At 38.9% G+C, this 18,331-nt stretch carries 17 protein-coding genes; 7 read left to right on the top strand and 10 right to left on the bottom strand.

All coding sequences use genetic code 11. From position 1 onward, the window contains the following. Positions 1 to 111 precede the first annotated feature (111 nt). From H4J39_RS09540 to H4J39_RS09530, 3 genes are all read left to right on the top strand, one after another. Positions 112 to 1,014 (top strand): DMT family transporter, encoded by a 903-nt coding sequence (locus H4J39_RS09540; RefSeq protein WP_182227724.1) that lies wholly within the window; start codon positions 112 to 114, stop codon positions 1,012 to 1,014. A gap of 207 nt (positions 1,015 to 1,221) precedes the next feature. Continuing rightward, entirely contained in the window at positions 1,222 to 1,983 is a 762-nt protein-coding gene (locus H4J39_RS09535; protein WP_182227722.1) for an ABC transporter substrate-binding protein, read from the top strand. 145 nt (positions 1,984 to 2,128) lie between these two features. After that, positions 2,129 to 3,238 carry a M20/M25/M40 family metallo-hydrolase gene (locus tag H4J39_RS09530; protein ID WP_182227720.1) on the top strand — a complete coding sequence of 370 codons (1,110 nt, stop codon included), beginning with the start codon at positions 2,129 to 2,131 and terminating at the stop codon, positions 3,236 to 3,238. Between the two features lie 285 nt (positions 3,239 to 3,523). On the opposite strand, the gene H4J39_RS09525 is transcribed toward H4J39_RS09530, so the two are convergent. The 9 genes from H4J39_RS09525 to H4J39_RS09485 all read right to left on the bottom strand — a co-directional run bounded on the left by H4J39_RS09525 (position 3,524) and on the right by H4J39_RS09485 (position 12,901). Then, entirely contained in the window at positions 3,524 to 4,516 is a 993-nt protein-coding gene (locus H4J39_RS09525; RefSeq protein WP_182227718.1) for a GGDEF domain-containing protein, read from the bottom strand. A gap of 770 nt (positions 4,517 to 5,286) precedes the next feature. Beyond that, positions 5,287 to 5,817, bottom strand: coding sequence for a hypothetical protein (locus H4J39_RS09520; protein ID WP_182227716.1), 531 nt, complete (start codon positions 5,815 to 5,817; stop codon positions 5,287 to 5,289). 283 nt (positions 5,818 to 6,100) lie between these two features. Continuing rightward, the gene (locus H4J39_RS09515; RefSeq protein WP_182227714.1) at positions 6,101 to 6,259 is read right to left on the bottom strand and encodes a hypothetical protein; all 159 of its coding nucleotides are present in this window, start codon (positions 6,257 to 6,259) and stop codon (positions 6,101 to 6,103) included. Between the two features lie 253 nt (positions 6,260 to 6,512). After that, positions 6,513 to 6,881, bottom strand: a complete 369-nt coding sequence (locus H4J39_RS09510) for a hypothetical protein (RefSeq protein ID WP_182227712.1) — start codon at positions 6,879 to 6,881, stop codon at positions 6,513 to 6,515. Positions 6,882 to 7,017: 136 nt separating this feature from the next. After that, complete coding sequence (locus H4J39_RS09505) at positions 7,018 to 7,401, bottom strand: DUF1842 domain-containing protein (RefSeq protein WP_182227710.1); 384 nt, start codon at positions 7,399 to 7,401, stop codon at positions 7,018 to 7,020. A gap of 168 nt (positions 7,402 to 7,569) precedes the next feature. Further along, positions 7,570 to 8,472 carry an AraC family transcriptional regulator gene (locus H4J39_RS09500; RefSeq protein WP_182227708.1) on the bottom strand — a complete coding sequence of 301 codons (903 nt, stop codon included), beginning with the start codon at positions 8,470 to 8,472 and terminating at the stop codon, positions 7,570 to 7,572. A gap of 412 nt (positions 8,473 to 8,884) precedes the next feature. Then, positions 8,885 to 9,280, bottom strand: coding sequence for a DP-EP family protein (locus H4J39_RS09495; protein WP_182227706.1), 396 nt, complete (start codon positions 9,278 to 9,280; stop codon positions 8,885 to 8,887). Positions 9,281 to 9,308: 28 nt separating this feature from the next. Further along, complete coding sequence (locus H4J39_RS09490) at positions 9,309 to 12,590, bottom strand: winged helix-turn-helix domain-containing protein (RefSeq protein ID WP_310649737.1); 3,282 nt, start codon at positions 12,588 to 12,590, stop codon at positions 9,309 to 9,311. Further along, entirely contained in the window at positions 12,584 to 12,901 is a 318-nt protein-coding gene (locus H4J39_RS09485) for a hypothetical protein (protein WP_182227704.1), read from the bottom strand. Before H4J39_RS09485 ends, H4J39_RS09490 begins: the two co-directional genes overlap by 7 nt. 235 nt (positions 12,902 to 13,136) lie before the next feature. Between H4J39_RS09485 and H4J39_RS09480 the strand changes: the two genes are divergently transcribed. The 4 genes from H4J39_RS09480 (at position 13,137) to H4J39_RS09465 (ending at position 17,026) form a co-directional block, all read left to right on the top strand. Then, entirely contained in the window at positions 13,137 to 14,105 is a 969-nt protein-coding gene (locus H4J39_RS09480; protein WP_182227702.1) for a class 1 fructose-bisphosphatase, read from the top strand. Positions 14,106 to 14,237: 132 nt separating this feature from the next. After that, positions 14,238 to 15,446 (top strand): chromate efflux transporter, encoded by a 1,209-nt coding sequence (chrA, locus tag H4J39_RS09475; RefSeq protein ID WP_182227700.1) that lies wholly within the window; start codon positions 14,238 to 14,240, stop codon positions 15,444 to 15,446. A gap of 103 nt (positions 15,447 to 15,549) precedes the next feature. Further along, positions 15,550 to 16,470, top strand: coding sequence for a manganese-dependent inorganic pyrophosphatase (locus H4J39_RS09470; RefSeq protein WP_182227699.1), 921 nt, complete (start codon positions 15,550 to 15,552; stop codon positions 16,468 to 16,470). Between the two features lie 19 nt (positions 16,471 to 16,489). Beyond that, positions 16,490 to 17,026 carry a GNAT family N-acetyltransferase gene (locus H4J39_RS09465; protein ID WP_182227697.1) on the top strand — a complete coding sequence of 179 codons (537 nt, stop codon included), beginning with the start codon at positions 16,490 to 16,492 and terminating at the stop codon, positions 17,024 to 17,026. A gap of 134 nt (positions 17,027 to 17,160) precedes the next feature. On the opposite strand, the gene fadA is transcribed toward H4J39_RS09465, so the two are convergent. Further along, entirely contained in the window at positions 17,161 to 18,324 is a 1,164-nt protein-coding gene (fadA, locus tag H4J39_RS09460; RefSeq protein ID WP_182203291.1) for an acetyl-CoA C-acyltransferase FadA, read from the bottom strand. Positions 18,325 to 18,331 lie beyond the last annotated feature (7 nt).

Genomic DNA, 18,331 nt, shown 5'->3' with positions numbered 1-18,331 from the left:
CTAAACTGAGTAAAATAACGAAGTAATAAAACGTCAAACAAAAATGATGTTAACGTTATTAAGTTAAATGCAGTGTAGAAAAATGATCGTCTAAATTTTCAGGAAAGAATAATGAACAACACACTATTATATGTGATCACCGTACTTATCTGGGGAACAACTTGGATCGCCATTAATTACCAATTGGGTGATGTTCCACCTGAAGCTTCAATTGTTTATCGTTTTGGTTTAGCGGCAATACTTTTATTTGCCTATTGCCGTTTTAAAAAGCTCTCACTTGCCTTTAATAGCAGGCAGCACTTACAGTTTTTATTTTTTGGCTTAATGCTATTTGGCTGTAATTACTATTTTTTATATTCCGCACAGCAGCATATAAACTCTGCCCTTACCTCAATCGCTTTTTCAATGATCATGTTTTTTAATGTCATAAACGCACGTATTTGGTTTAAAACTAAAATTACTCAGCAGACTTACCTCGGTGCTTTTCTGGGTTTAATGGGTATTGTTGTTTTATTTTGGCCACAAATTAACGATACAGAATTAGGCACAGAAACGTTACTTGGTTTATCACTTTGCTTTGTCGGTACTTTATTTGCTTCAACCGGCAATATGGTTTCAATGAAAAATAAACTCATGAACTTACCGATGATGCAAGCCAATGCTTGGGGTATGTTTTATGGCTCGATATTTATGACAATACTGTTATTGGCGCAAGGTAAATCGTTTACGTTTTCATATACTTTACCTTATATCAGCTCACTCATTTACTTATCTATTTTCGGTTCAATTATCGCCTTTGCAAGTTACTTAACACTACTAAATAACATCGGTGCTCATAAAGCTTCGTACGCAAGTGTCATGTTTCCTGCTGTTGCTGTCGTCATATCAACGATTTTTGAAGGCTTTAGCTGGAATGTTTATACCGTAATTGGCTTATTAATTATTGTTGCCGGTAATGTAGTGGTGTTAACAAAACCGAGAAAAGAAAAGATAAATATACCAACAACACCCTAAAAACAGGTGGTTTTAACAAGAAACAAGCGGCATCAATCTATTTAACAGCGATTAAACTTTAGTGCACTATTTTTAGAAAAAACAGTGGCACAACAGCGTACACACCTTCCGGTTTACGCTGTTTTTTTTAGCATAAATTTATTTAAAATAAAGACATATTTTTATTCAAATGCTACTATTTTTAAAAGATCATTAATTAGGGACAGCATGTTTAATAATTCATTGTGTCAATTTTTAATCTTAGCGTTATCTTTACTTCCTTTGAAGAGCGTAGCATGCCAACAAGCTGATATTGCTTGTAATTCGCCTATCCCAACGTTAAAGTTTGACCCTTCGGGTTCCAGTGCTTGGTACCCTTATTATATTAACACGGGCGAAAAACGTGGCATCGTAACTGATGTGGTTGACGTTATACTCGTCAATGCCAATATCAACGGCCAAAAAGTTATTTTACCGCCAATGCGCACTAATTTATCGCTTGAAAATGCGGTGGTTGATTTTGATTTAATTAATCCTGATTGGTTATCTGAAGAGAAAAAGTCTAGCCGCTATGTTTTTAGTGATACGGTTATTCCAATCAAAGAGCATATTATTTATTTGGCAGGTACTCCTACCCCCAAAGATCTAGGAAAAGATGAACAATTAAAAGGTCAAAGTTTAGGTACTGTTAGAGGTTATTACTATCACAATGATCATTTATTTAATCGGCTAGATTACCCTTCAGAAAAAGAATTGGTGAAAGCACTTTTTAGAAAACGAATTACCTTTGCCATTAGTGGCGACAAGCCTGCACAGTATTGGGCAAAAGCGTTATCGGTACCTATTATTTTAGGCCCAATACATTCTGATGGTTTTTTAAGAATAAGACTTCGAAAAGAACTAGAGTACCTACTGCCTCAAATCAATCATGCGATTCAAACTTTAAAAGTGAATGGAAGTATTACCCGTATTATTGACTCTTATATATAAAGGTTATTATTGGCGCCTGATATTAATTGACGTTTTTTATGGTGATTAATTTTTTTCATTCATCGTTATTGTTAATAATAAGTAACTCTATTATTCTATCACCATAAAATAATCAGCTTTTTTTCGTCCTCCCTTAAGGATAAACATGAAATATTTCCACCCTTTAGCGTTACCTTGTTTCCTGACCAGCTCGCTATTACTCGTCACTCCTTGTTCTTTAGCAGCAAATCAAACCAATACAGATATTAATGAAAAACGAGCCTATACCTATCTTAAACAACTCGCTTCACCTACCGAAGGTATTGGAGCTCGCGAAGCTGGAACTGAAAAAGAACAGCAAACAGCAAGTTATATTAAAACCATGTTTGAAAAATTTGGTTACCAAGTTACTGAACAAAATTTTTCATTTAAAAGTGGAAAAATGGAAGGTGAGTCAAAAAACATTATTGCCCAATGGGGTGATTCTACTAAACCTACTATAATTTTGGGTGCTCATTATGATTCGACCGCAATGAAAACAGGTTCAATGGGAGCAACCGATAACGGTGCTGGGGTAGCAGCAATGCTGGCAATAGCCGAAGCACTCACCACTCAGCTTCCTAAAAATTATAATATTCGTTTCGTCGCGTTTGGCGCAGAAGAAATAGGTTTAAAAGGCTCTAATCACTACGTTAGCGATTTATCAGCACGTAACGAAATTGGTAATATTGCTGCCATGATAAACTTTGACACCATTGCCGGTGGCGATAAAGTTTATGTACACAGCGCACATTCAACCCCTTATAAGCGTTGTAAAAGTGATGAGTACAACAGCGACACATCAATGCGCAATGCTTTACTCAGTGCATCAATTAACGTTTTAGGTGAAGACAATAAGTATGTTATTCATCCTGATTATGCGGGCTACCCTGAAGGTGTAACAGGTTCTTGGTCTGATCATGCGAGCTTTGCCTGTGCTGGCGTGCCCATTGCTTATGTTGAATCAACAAACTTTTCTATTAACGGTAAGGATGGCTTTGATGGTTATTCTCAATCGACCAAAGAAAAGCTGTGGACTTGCTATGATCAAAAGAACGCTACCGCTTGTGATAAAAAGACCGAGAAAAACTGGGGAAATATTTGGCACACGCAATTTGACCGTTTAGATCAACTAAATGAAATATTTCCTGGCCGTGTAAAACAACAACTCGATAATAATGTTGATGTGTTAATTGAATTGTTAACTAATCCTGATAAATACTTATCTTTAAAATAAAATTTCAACATAATACCTGAGATTTGTGAGTGGATTTATTAAGACTAAAGCCACTCACGTCATTTAGACCCGCAGCAGTCAACTTCCCTTTATTAGAGTCAAAAAGACTAATAGCTTTGCTTTCCCCAACCATACTGTATTTTCTATACATTCCAATACTCTTTTGCTATTTCTCTTGAAGATGTAACCCCATAATTTTTTTACTTGCAGTGTTATCAATAAATAAATCATTTTCCTTCAAAATATTACGACCATAGCTACTAATTGGTCAAAGAACCTCAACTGCTACAAACTGAGATTAATTCTGTCTCTTCCTTCTGCTTTAGCGCGGTACAAAGCGGTATCTGCTGAACAAATAAGGGCTTCTGGGGTACGGTATTGGCCACTATGTTCGCATGATATACCTTGGCTAACACTCACTCGTAGAGTTGAAGGCAGACCCAGATCGCTAAAATTAATGATGTTTATCTGCTGCTGAATTTGTTTGGCAATTAACTCAGCATCTGCTGTATGACTGCGGGGTAGAATGACGGCAAATTCTTCGCCACCATAACGTGCCGCTAAGCTATCGTTCGAAGGCAAACAAGTATCGATAACCTTCGCTATTTTTTGCAAACATTTGTCGCCATTAACATGGCCAAATTGGTCGTTGAAGTGCTTGAAATAATCCACGTCTATGAGGATTAAACTAATGGGTTGACCATTCATAATGCTGTCATTCCAACTTTTATTCAGCGTTTTTTCAAGATTATACCTATTCGCCAAACCTGTTAAATGGTCAGTGCTGGCTTGTTTGCGAAGCTCGCTATATTCAGCTTTATGTTCTGTTAAGTTATGTAACACGCCAACAAACATCGGGCTACCTTGTGTTAGTGATTCCGGCAAGCGAGAAATCGATAAGTCAGCCTCCAACCAAGTGCTATCCGCACGGGTTAATAACACTTCTTTGGGACCATGACTTAATGGCTGTTTTTTATTATCTTTCCAGTTTAGGAAGATATACTCATATTGTTCCCGATAGCGATCATGTAAAAAGTGAAACCACCGCTGCCCAACTAAAGCGTCTTGGGAATCACCAAAAAATTTCGCGGCCATTGGGTTAATGACTTCGATGACACCATCAGCATTGACTACAAAAATACCTTCCGCAATAACATTTATCATCTCAATAAATGCACCTATTTTTTCGTTTGAAAGGGAAATAGAAAATTTTTCAATCACTGAAAATGAGTCCAGATTATGACTGTTAGCCTGTCTTGAATTGTTAGCTGGAGTCATCAATAAATCCTTAGTGTGTTTACGGCATCAACCTGATGTCAAACACTCTAAAGAAAAAATCACCTTACTACCTTCTGATAATCTTCTGCTTTTAACCCATTGTTTTAAAAGTATTTATTTTTATTTTTTAGGCTTGGATTTAAGGTTTTTATAAGACGGATTATAAACCTGCAAGATAAAGTATCAACATTCAAGTCTCTGATAGCTATGAAAAAACTTGTATTAGTTAGAAAAATTAATTAATGACACGGGATATTTATTCTTAATTATTTAAACTTTTCTGAGTAAGTGTCACATACTATTTACCGTTTCAGGTTAAGATCTCAAGCCTGACACAATAAAATTTTGGCCTTACCTATGCCCCTATTCTTTGGTGTTGGGGATGGGGTTTGAAGTTATTCATCACTTGTTCTGCGGCGTAACAGAAATTTTTTCAAATTAGGTAGTGAGTGTTAACAAACATTGGCTCATCGGTTCTATATTCCAGATCCACTTTCGCTAGAAGAATGAAGATCCTCTAGTAAGCAGCGCACAGTAACAATTCCATTCCTAACTGCTAGCGCCCATTCAAGAGGAAAATGGCTATTTGTCGCCTGCTGAGTCGATGAATAAAAGAATTAACAAGACACCGACGCAAAAATTATCGTGGGTGTCTTCGTAAATTGTTCTTGTCGGTCTTCATGAAATCCCTCTTACAATAGGGCGGCCCCCCAAACTTTTGGGGAACCCGTCGCTGAAAACGTAGCCCTTAACAAGCGACCTTCCCGACCCTAGCTGGACGCTGCGAACATGTAGCCAATCAGATGTTCGTTGTTTTTTTCGGCTCCTGCCTGACCGTAAATCGACGCGCAGGCCCACTTTATTTTTTGGGCCGGTCCAAGCGTTTTGTGGCCATGAGAACCGCCAATTGTGCCGTTTTTCATAATCAAATTCATCAAAATGCTGTGAACGATGTTTTCAGATGTGCCTTCCGGCGCGGTGATCTCCCAGTTTTCCAGATCTTGTGACATTTGCAGAACCGCACAAGGTACTTTCATATCGATTGTCAGGATCGCAGGTGCGATCAAAAAGCCCATATCGGTATCGCCTGGCATGGTTTCACCCGGAAAGCCTTTGGTCCATTCGACGGCCAGGGTGGTCAACATGGCTTTGCTTAGCGTAGCTTCGACAGCGGCAGCATCGCTGCCTGCGGGGATTTTGGAAATTCCCGGTGCGCCAGAGGCAGCTGAGGCATTGATCATATTGATGATGACTGTGGTATTGTTCTTTACAACGGATGAAGAGGATGATTGAGAACCCATGGTAGTACTCCTAATATATGATTGTTTAAGCAGGTTGAAATTGACCCGCACAATGACTATATAACGCTAAAAATTAATAAACCTTTGCCCAATCCCCTAATACCTTTGTTTAGTGCATTAATACTCCTAAGATAACGATTTCCTGTAATGTCTGGGCAATAATTTATACTCAAGCTTGAATCCGGTTGAGAAATTATTAGAGTCTGGATAACCCAAGCGGTCACCCACCTGCAAAACACTAAAAGTGATTTTTTTTAATAGTTTTTAGCTAGTGATATGCGTTTTAATGCAGCCAGGCGAACCCAATTAAGCCATAACGGGTTTTAAAAGCATCATTGGGTTTATTGCGATTAGTGCCTATTTTAGCGATCAGCTCACTGATTTTGATATCTTCAGAAAGCTTGATTTGCAGATATGCAGCGATATTTTTCGCCATGGCCATGGTTTTTTGCTTAATTAAGGGTGTGGCCTCTTTTAGCCGATATTTACTGGGAAAGTTAAAGGCGTACAAAGGTGCTTACGCAGTTTCAAAATAATTCATGGCATGGGTTATTCTGAGGGTTAATTCCTGAGAGATTAACAGACAACTTTACATCTTGGTTATCAGCCATCTTTAAATCCTTTCAAAAAATAATAATTTTAAGGTTCTCAGAACTAACCGCATACCCTTGAAACATGGAAACTAGAGGGTGAATTTACCCTAGCCCGGGGGGGGTGACGTCAAGATTGATCGTCCGGTTTTTACCAACGATTGCAATGCCCTTTGAACCGGTATGATAAACGTTTTCATAAAGGGTTATAGGTATAACAACAGGACCGATCCCGCTTTTAGGATTCCAGCCAGGGCCACTCCGAACTTCCGTAACATAGTAGTTTAGATATTCTGGAATGACTTCGGATGCGCCTAAATCTTCAACTGTGATATGGACTTTCCAGTTGAATCCAGAGGGCTGAGCAACAACTTCGGCCACAGACGGATTTATTAAAATTGAACTTCCATTGATTTTCGCAGAATTTACATTCGCAAATTTCGCGAGATCGGCGGGAACAGATTTACCTATCATTTTTTCTCTCCTAAGTAAAAACACATGATTAAAACAGTTACAACTTATTAAGATTAGTGACTTTGTAATTTTTTTGATTTAGAAAAAGCTAGTAACTTCTGAGACATTAAACAGCGCGCCGCAGATTAAAGATGGCTCAGACTTTTTCCACATTGCACTCGTAGGTATTGTCTCCAACGGTGAACGTTCCCTGCCCATTCCAATTATTGTCGACTCCGAAATCAGCACTAAATGGTGATAAGTAGGTACCTATAGCTGGTGGTGCGAATGAAACTGCTGCCTGTCCACGCACTGCGCCAACATTAACAACATCCCCAAACCCAGTGCTATGTGTAGTGCCGTTGCACGACGCGGTAAAACTGGGGGAGTGCTCGGTGCCTTTGAGAATTGTTCCCTTCGCTTGACCGCTCAGGGTTTGATGGATGGGATCGACCGCCAACCTCAGAATCATTGAACCACCACCGAGAACTTCAGATTCGAACTTGAGGGTTACTAGATATAAAGCATCATTTTTTGACATTGTATTTTCTCCATGCTGATTCGACAGCTGTTTTAAATTAAAGAATTAACAAGACATATATGTTTTGTATTTCTTATTCATTTCTTCCTACACCATTACTATATAACCCTGAAAATTAATAAACCTTTGCCTAATCCCCTAATACCTTTGTTGGGTGCACAAATGATCCTAAGATAAGGATTGTCTGTAATGCCTCGGCGATAATTTATACTCACGCTTGAATGCGGTTGAAAAATTATTAGAATCTGGATAACCCACGTGATCACCCACCTGCAAAATACTCAAAGTGGTTGTTTTTAATAGTTTTTGAGCCAATAACATGCGTTTTTCATGTAGCCAGGCGAACACGGTTAAGCCATAACTAGTTTTAAAAGCATCATTAAGTTTATTGCGATTAGTGCCCATTTTAACGATCAGCTCATTTAGCTTGATATCTTCACCAAGTTTCGTTTGCAGATATGCAGCGGTATTTTTGGCCAAGGATATGGTTTTTTGCTTAATTAATGGTGAAGCCGCTTTTGGGCGAGCCTTTCTAGGTAAGGAAAGGGTGTACAAAGGTGCTTGCGCAGTTTCAAAATAATTGATGGCATGGGTTATTCTGAGGGTTAATTCCTGAGGGATTAACGGACAACTGATATAGTCAAATACCCCAAGAGTATACAGTTCATGCTTATTACGTTTGTTGACATCAACAAGTGATAACACAGGGCGGTGTAACCTAGATTGAGAAAATATCGTATTTTGCGCTTCGTTAACTGACTTGAGCACCTTTTGGTCATGACTTTCGTCATCAACAATGATCAGGCAGCTATTGCTGATTTTTAAGATGCGGCTTTCGTTGTTGTCTGCATTGATGATTTCAACTGGGACATAACCCATTGTTTTTAACTCAAAACTAAGTTGTTTTTTATCTGGCGAACGAATATCAACCAGCAACACATGTTTTTTTTCATAGCTAACTTGCTTGCTATTAGTGTGTTTGTTAAAAGGTCCTAAAATATTGTCAAGGTGATGTAAATGTTCATCCATGTGTTTTTTCCAACCAATTTGTTGTGTCTTTTTACCATCCATTTATTGTCAAATAATTTAGTAAGAAAATCGCATAATGACCTTCCGGTAATCTTCTGATTTTCAAAGTGTTGGTTTTATTGTGTATATTTTATTTTATTTGTCGGAGTTGTTAGCTAGCTAAAGATTGAATTTTAAAGCAGCAAATTTGAGTGCAAACATTAATGTCACTTATTGGTCCACAAAAAAAACCGTAATAAAAAAGCATTAAATCACCAGCGAAAAGCAGCGTAATGATTGGGAGGTGGGAGTTCATAGACCCGTTGAAGAGTAGTTAAATTGTGAAGATTATTAAGACAGAAATAGCCATTAACAAAGAGTTAATGGCTATCACTTTAATAAAAGCTATTTAAGTAAAATGTAATTAAATTATCGTGGGAGTCCCTATAAAAACATTATAAGGTCACGTCTAAACTTAGTCAGGTTTATTTTTAATCATAGGGTCTGCACTAATCAATCGATCTAAAGGGTTTTCGTCACCTCGTGGTATTAGACAAAGTTTAATTTCAATATTTTGTTCGTGTTTGCAATCGTTATTGAAACTGAGGGTATTACCTGCACCGTTTATCATAAAATCCCAATTAGTATCTGGGTTACAGCCATCCTCTGTTTTTTGTAATGCGCCGAAAAAGATATAGGGCTCTTGTGTATTATCAGTATTTAAAGTAAAAATGGCCATGCCCTGACGGTTAAAGTTTAACGTAATCTCTTCTTCCCATAAGCCTTGATTATAATTATAAAATTCAACGACAGGTTTAGACCCTTTATTTATAACTACGCGAGTTTTGGTTTTCTTTATTTTTGGAAACATATGTACTCCATTTTATGTGGTTATTGAATTAAAATTGGTAATTGCTGATTTGCATTTTTGCTAATTTATCGACATAACTATGTACCTCCATCAATTTACCTAAACAATCGTGGGCTTGCACATAAGGCAGCAGTAATTCATAGCTACTAGATGTGCTAATAATAGGCTGTATTGTTAAAATAGCCTGCTGACAAGCATCGAATTTTTCCTTGTTACGGTCAATAACCTTATTACTCGAAACTTGTTTGGCTTGCGTTAAATAGATATTCGCTAGGGATGAGCTTAGCTTAAAATTCTTAGGATGATTCGCGAGTAATTTCTCTATCTTTGGAATTGCTAATTTGATTGCGTGTTGTGCCGTATTCCATTGCTCACTTATTTGATAGTTTTTTATGACCATAGCGATAAGTGAAGATGATGTTTCAGCACCTTTCAGTATTATTTTAAAATCGTCAAGGCTAGTAAGTGGTATTGACGGTTCAATATGGCCAATTTTAGCCAAATATTGCTGAAAAGCTTTAGCGCTGAGCAGTTGCAACCGCCACAGTTTATTAGAAGGATCTTGACCTAACATTGCCTTAAAATGAGTAATAGATGATCGGATCGATTGATGAGCCGCGAGATAATCAGTTAGATAATAGAGATTATTGGCATGATTAAAGTAGGAATAAGCTTGGGTTTCTAATAAGTCTCCATTGTCAAAATGCCTTGTTAACAAGGCTGCAATAATTGTTTGCACTTTTTGCCTAGTCTGCTTAGCCTGTTGCAAATCACCCAATTGTTCTTCGGTTTCAGCTAGCCATTCTAATGTATTGGCAGTATTGGCGTGGGATATATCATCTTTGGTTAGCGTTTTAGCTAAATCGTATTGAATATCAAGAGCTTTTTCAAAGGCGATTTTGGCGGCACTAGGGTGCTGTAGTTTAGTATTAACGCTGCCCATGGCGAGGTAAGCATAAGAAAGTTCAAGTTGGGCAACTTTATCATCTGAATAATGTTTAACCATTGCTTGGCTATATTCAAGATAAAGTCCAAAGAATATTTTGGCTTCAGTGAACGCAGCCTCATCTGTTGCCAACTGGCCTAACCAAAACGCATTCGCCCCCAAAGTTTTTAACAATTCCAGATTATCAGCCTGCTCAACATACAACTTATCCAAGATAACCTTCGCCGCAATAAAGGCCTGCTCAGCCTCATCAGCCTTAGCCCTAGAATAAGCCACCTCACCCATGGCCCCTAAAGTCAAAGCATGCTGAAACCTTGCTTTAAAGTTAAGTGAGCTGTCCGACAATATAAACAAACTACTATCGTCGTAATCGTCCTCTTGATGACTAAAATATTCCAAGGCCTTATTACTGATGCCATCGAGTAAATCCATACGTTTAACACTACGCAATTTATCAGCAAATTCGCCGACCATAAAACCCAATAGGCTTTCGGCTTCTAAACGTTTTTGCAGGGCTAGGCCTTCAGCCTGTTGGCTTTTTACGCTCATAAATATGGCGGTTAAGGTTAATAAACATAATAAAGCGAACGTTGAGCGCCTTAACCAGCGTTTGCGCTTCACTTTTTGTTGTGAGGTATTAATTAACGCCAGTTCATTGCTATCTAACGTAAACACCGGCATATTTTGCAGGCTAAGTGCTTCTTCTAGAGGTTTGCCTTGTGGTAATAAGTAAGCCGAACTTTTATTTTCGCTTAGCCAGTTCTCAGTTGATTGTTGTAAACGACTTTTGATCACAAGGCTGTCTTTGTGAGTACTTATCCATTCACTGGCTCTGAGCCAACGTCTTAATAAAGCTTCGTGCGCTAAACTAAAACAAGGTTCGTTATTTTGTAAGTGAGACACAAATAAACGGCTGTTGACCATAGCCTGCACAAAAGAGGTTTCACTGGCTTGGGATAATTCTGACCAACGCGCCGTGCGACTCGTAATAGTTTCGCCGTCGGGGCTTAATGTGACAAGGTGCGATAACACAGCGGCCAGTTGCGGTTGATGTTCTTCAGGTAATTGTTGATAAATTTCCTCCGCTTTTTTACCAATTGCCCCTTCAATGCCACCTAGTGATGTATAGACAGACACTTGTAACTCATCCGCCTCACTGCGCTGTAAATACAACTCTTGCAAGGTGTATTGCAACATGGGCAATGCGTCTGGGTTATTGGCCGCTTCAGCGCATAACATTTGGTCAAGAGGGGTCGCTGAATTGGCATCGACTGACCATGTTAAATTAGCGGCTTTCGCTGGTAATCTGATCATTTGCATCAGTTCAGCCCGTGTCGGGGCAAGTAAGTCAAAATGTCCCCCGTTACTTTTGTTTGCCATTAAACTGGGGTGATTCACAACCAAAGGATAAAAATCATTGCGGCAGGCACTGAGAACCATAATGGCACCGCTGGTGGCGAGTTTTTGTATTAAGTCTAAAAACGCCCCTCGAGTATCGTTGCTAAAAACAGGTGACGACAACAACACTTCAAGTCGGTCGATAAATAACAAAAACTGCGGCTTGCTATAACGTTTATCTGTTTGTTTAAGTGACTGAATACATTGTTCTATCGAGGTAGTCGAGTCACCTTTAAGCTGTTCCGCTAAACTTTCAGCACTCATGCCAGCAAATACTGGCTGGTCGTTTACGTCCAAGTCGAGCATGGCAGAGGCTAAATCTATGAACAGTCGTTCAAGGCTAATGTCGGCAAAATCAATACTGGTGTGTGATATCACGCCAATACCGTTATACCCATTTGAACTGGTTAACGCTGGCAATAAACCGGCATTCACTAAAGATGATTTTCCAGTTCCACTGGGGCCTAGGATTAAACAAAAAGTATGTTGTGCGCTAACTTGGTTTGATAGTCGTTCTAACAGGGTGAAAATTTGGGTGTTACGACCAAAAAATACTTGAGCGTCTTTGGCTTCAAAGGCCACTAAACCAGGAAAGGGGGAGGCCCCTTGCCAATGACTTTGAACGGCCTTAAGCTCGTCATCAAGAGGAAAGTCTAGTTTAGCAATAATGTGATAGCCGCGTTTACGGATGGTTTCTATATAGGTGGGTGTACTGGGTTTATCGTTTAGTGCTTTGCGTAATTGGGTAATGGCTTTATGTACTGGGTTGTCACCAATATCCATACCCCAACATTGGGTCGCGATATCATCAGCACTTAATACTTGCCCTTGCTGCCCACATAAAAGTAGTAATACATCCATTGCCTTAGGTTCAAGCTGCTTAGTCAGTTCGCCACGGCGCAAGGTGTTAGTACTGGGATTAACTTGCCAATCTCCGAGGAAAAAAAGTGAAGTGTCCTTTAACACACACCATTCCTCTCATTATAACGAACATCCATCGGGTCTGTATCAACTCGGTAATAAGTATTGATCTGACGAAGAAAAATTTTCTCGCCCAATTTTTCAAAGCGAACTAATCGTTTATCTCCCCGTTGGCCTCGGTCAAGTCCAATATTCTGAGCACCAAGCCCTTGTGGTAAAACACTTTGAAATAAAAAACCTTGCTGATGATCTTTGGCTTTGACAAAGTCACTATAACTTTGAGTATCTGCGCTAAGCGCGGCTATTGAAAACGTACTACAAATAAACATTAAAAAGACACGAAGTGTGAATTTCATCGTTTTTCCCTATTTTATTTTTGGTTCTATAAATATTTATTCAAGTCATTCCATTATTTTTGTTATCATTGACACAAAGGTAAGGTTGAACGATTTCATCGCTACCTTCCATAATAAAATATGACAATAAATTAAAAATGCACCTGCTATTATTTGCTATGTAACGGCATTAAGTAGCCAACAATTTTATGACTCGATATATCAGAGTCTTACTCTAAATCAATTAGGTAACCCGATGCAACGACTAGCACCAGCTTTACGCCAAGATAATGTTCCACTCGATTTAATTTCGCTGATCAAAACAATTTTAGCGGCAACTAAAGAAATTTCATTTCGTGTTAGCCAAGGCCATTTAAGTGACTTAATGGGTTCAACATTGGATGAAAACATTCAAGGTGAAGTTCAGAAAGAATTAGATGTTGTTGCAAATGAACTACTTAAAGATATTTTACTGGAGTCTGGTTTTGTTAAAGCGATCTCTTCTGAAGAAGAAGACACCTCAGTTGCTGGTGAAAAAGACGGGAAATACCTTGTTTCTTTCGACCCACTTGATGGTAGCTCTAATATTGAGATTAACTCATTAATTGGTACCATTTTCTCTATCCATGAAGCGCCAAGCGATATGGATGCTAGTGATCCGGATATGTTTAAGCAAGCGGGTAATAAGCAGATTTGTGCCGGCTATGTATTGTATGGTCCATCAACGATGTTGGTAATGACAACTGGCAGCGGAACTCACTTTTACGTGCTAGATCGCACCCACGGTGGTTTCTTATTAGTTGAACGTAATGTTCAAGTGCCTAGCGATACACAAGAGTTTGCCGTTAACATGTCTAATCAACGCTTTTGGCAAGCACCAATGCAGAATTACATTAGTGACTTACTCGCTGGCGATACCGGCCCGCGAGGAAAAAACTTCAACATGCGTTGGATTGCAGCAATGGTAGGCGACATTCATCGTGTATTAACACGTGGTGGTATTTTTACTTATCCCCAAGACAGTAAAAACCCGAAACAACCTCACAAGCTGCGATTAATGTATGAAGCCAACCCAATGAGTTTTCTCATTGAACAAGCCGGTGGACTAGCAATGACAAGCGAAGGCCGCATTATGGATATGCAGCCAAACAGCATACATCAGCGTGTCGAAGTTATCATGGGCTCTAAAAACGAAGTAGAAGCGTGTTTAGCTTATTACAAGTAACTAACACTTTTCGTTTGCCAATATAAAAAAAGCTCAATTGATTGAGCTTTTTTTATCATTAAATTTAATATCCCCTTCATATTTTTACGATATAATAACCGATATAAGTGGTTGGCTTTTAGCGAAATTGTTATGAAAAAAATATTCGAAGTATTTGGGCGTTTTTTAGTATTAGGCTGTATTAGTTTTGGTGGCCCTGCTGCGCATATTGGCTACTTTCAAAAAATATTTGTTGAGAAGCTTAAATGGTTAGATCAAGCAAGCTTTGCAAACTTGATCTCGTTAAGTCAGTTTTTACCCGGTCCTGGCTCTAGCCAATTAGGTTTTGCTATTGGCCTAAGACAAGCTGGACTATTAGGCGGTATTGCCGCATTTTTGGGCTTTACACTCCCCTCATTTACACTGCTTTATTTACTTGCTATAAATATTACTGGTGCTGAAAAACCCTGGGTTGGTCACGTAATTCATGGCTTAAAATTATTAGCGGTTGTTGTTGTTGCTGATGCTTGTTTCACGATGTTTAAAAGCTTTTGTAATAATTACACGCATAAGTTAATTGCGACTATAACAGCGATAGCTTTAATTGCTTTACCGAGTTTAACGACGCAAATTTTCATACTTATCATCGCCGCAGGCTTTGGTTTTTTCGTCAATCAGTCATTAACATCGGTTAGCTCTGAAGTTGCTAAACCTGCAGTACTCACCTCAAGACAGTTTAAAATACTGCCATTGACTTTGTTCTTCGTCATTCTTTTTGCTTTACCATTATCAATCTATGCTGGGGTTACTAAAGCCCCCTCTGAACTTATTATATTATTCAATCAGTTCTACCAAGCAGGCAGTATGGTCTTTGGTGGCGGGCACGTGGTATTACCGTTATTACAGCAAACAATTGGGGAAGCGTTATCTAACGATGTTTTTCTTAGCGGTTATGCTGCGGCACAAGCAGTGCCTGGCCCGATGTTTACCCTCGCGACTTTTCTAGGTGCGGAGCTGTTCACACAAAGCCCATTATTAGGTGCTGCAATCGCCACTTTAGCTATTTTCTTACCCGGATTTTTATTACTGTTAGCCTTTGAGAACTCTTGGCATTCCTTAGCAACAAAACCGAGAATAGCCAGTGCAGTGATGGCCGTAAACGCCGCGGTCGTTGGATTGTTATTTTCTGCGCTTTATCATCCTATTTTTAGTAGTGCTGTTAGCTCAGTGGTAGAATTTAGTTGTGTACTATTGGGATTTTATTTACTAAGAATAATCAAACTTCCTATTATTGTTTTGGTACTAACCTTTGTTGGTTTGGGTTTATTACTCGCTCAGTTAACCCATTTGAATATAATTTAGTGCCTTAATGTAAGCTTTAACTTTTCACTCGCGGTGTTTATTTGCTAAAATATTGTCAATTTAAAATATAGCCTCAATATAAACGCTAATACGAGAAAACTTTATGCCTAATTACGTTGTTGGACACAAAACCCCTGATTCAGATTCTATCTGTTCAGCTATCGCCCTTTCCTATTTAAAAACTACTTTAGGTGAAGAAACTGTACCAGCCCGATTAGGAGAGCTTTCACCAGAAACATTGTTTATTTTAGACAAGTTTGGTTTTGAGCAACCTGAATTAAAAACAAGTTTTGCTGGTGAAGGTATCTACATTGTTGATCATTCAGACCGTATTCAAGGGCCTGATGATATCGATGAAGCAACAATATTAGGTATTATTGATCATCATAAATTAGGTGACATTACCACTTCTACACCTCTAGAAATTTGGGTTCGCCCTGTTGGTTGTACCAATACCATCATTAAAATGATGTACGATTTTTACGATGTAGAAATTCCAAAAGATATTGCTGGTGCAATGATGTGCGCTATTTTATCAGATACCGTTATTTTTAAATCACCCACCTGCACCACTGCTGATATCAAGTGTGTTGAAGCATTAGCTGAAATTGCTGGCATCAGCGACGCTAAAGCCTTGGGTATGGAAATGTTTGAAGTTAAATCAGCCGTATTAGGCACACCAGTACGTGATTTAGTTTTACGTGATTTTAAAGATTTTAATATGCATGGTAACTTAGTGGGTATTGGTCAATTGGAAGTACTCGATCTTGCAATCTTTGATGATATGAAGCTTGAACTATTTGCTGACATTGCAAAATTAAAAGCCGAAGGTAAACGCCATACTGTTTTATTATTGCTCACTGACATCATGAAAGAAGGCTCTGAAATGTTAGTGATCAGCGACAATGCTGACTTAACTGAAAAAGCGTATGGCAAACCACTTGTTGATGGTAAAGTTTGGTTAGATGGTGTACTAAGCCGTAAAAAACAAGTTGTACCACCACTACAAGACTCTTTAGTTTAACGATACCTCGGTCAATAAAATGAAAATTAATAACTCTGCTCGACTAAGCTACCAATTAATGACAATTGACGACGCAGAGTTATTGTATCAACTTGATCAAGACCCTGAAGTTATGCGTTTTATCAGCGACGGTAATCCATCTTCACGTGAGACTATTTATAACGTTTTAGTGCCTCGCATGCAAAAATACCTTAACTCAACAAAAGGTTGGGGAATATGGCAAGTTAATATCACTGAAACCAATGAATACATTGGTTGGGTGCTTGTTAGGCCAATGAATTTTTTCTCTACTTCACCTGAATTTGATAATCTAGAACTCGGCTGGCGATTTTTTCAAACTTCGTGGGGCAAAGGTTTTGCCAGTGAAGCGGCGCAACATATTAAAGATGTCTTAGCAGCCAAGTCTGAATACAAAAAATTTAGCGCCATTGCTGACGAAAATAATCTCGGTTCAATTGGTGTGATGAAGAATATAGGTATGTCTTACATTAAGACATACCTTCATATTGACCCGTTATTTGAATGCAACGTCGCTTACTATCAAATAAAGAATTAACTCTCTGCCTTCGTACCATTCATTTTTTTTCACTTACCAACTGACATTACTCTTTTATCCACTTTAGAGCAGACATAAAAAAACTCACCGAAGTGAGCTTTTTACTGCTTTACCATAATTTTCAACGTGAGTGATTAAACGCGTTCAATTACCGTTGCAATACCTTGACCTAAACCAATACACATAGTCGCTAAACCTATGCTGACATCTTGACCTTCCATTAGGTTCAATAATGTACCTGTGATACGCGAGCCAGAACATCCTAATGGATGACCTAAGGCGATAGCGCCACCGTTTAAGTTAATCATATCTTCAGCTCGGTCTTCTAAACCTAAAGATTTAACACACGATAAGGCTTGCGCCGCAAAGGCTTCGTTAAATTCAGCTAATTCAATATCAGCTAAAGATAAACCGGCACGTTTTAATGCTTTTTTCGTGGCTGGAACAGGACCAAAGCCCATCGTAGAAGGATCACAACCTGCAACCGCCATACCACGAATACGCGCACGAGGCGTTAAACCAAGCTCTTTTGCACGATCAGCTGACATTACTAACATTGCTGATGCACCATCAGACAACGCTGAAGAAGTACCTGCCGTTACTGTCCCGTTAACTGGGTCGAACACTGGACGTAAACCAGCAAGTGTTTCAATCGTAGTTTCAGGGCGAATAACTTCATCGTGTTCAACAAGCGTTAACGCGCCCATTGCATCGTGTCCTTGGGTGGCAACAATTTCATTGTCCCAACGACCAGCGAGCTGTGCTTCATAAGCTTTTCTGTGTGAACGTGCTGCAAAAGCATCTTGTTGTTCACGAGTAATACCAAACTGCTTACCAAGTAACTCTGCGGTTAAACCCATGTTGCCAGCCGCACGAGAAATATACTTACTCAAGGCCGGATCAAAATCTACGTCGTACATCATAGGAACGTGTCCCATGTGCTCAACACCACCAACGATAAAGACATCACCTTGGCCACACATAATATTGGTTGTTGCATCATGCAAAGCTTGCATTGATGAACCACATAAACGGTTAACCGTTACCGCGCCAACAGTTTTTGGAATGTCAGTTAATAACTGTGCATTACGCGCAATGTTAAAACCTTGTTCTTTAGTTTGCTTAACGTTGCCCCAAATAATATCTTCAATTAATGAAGGGTCCAAATTAGGGTTACGCACTAATAATTGCTGCATTAAATGCGCTGATAAACCTTCAGCACGAACGTTACGAAAAACGCCAGCTTTAGAGCGTCCCATTGGTGTACGAATACAATCTACAATGACTACTTCTTTCATGTTCTTT

Source organism: Colwellia sp. Bg11-12 (assembly GCF_014076955.1).
Lineage (GTDB): Bacteria > Pseudomonadota > Gammaproteobacteria > Enterobacterales > Alteromonadaceae > Colwellia_A.
This window is presented reverse-complemented; position numbering and strand designations above follow the sequence as displayed.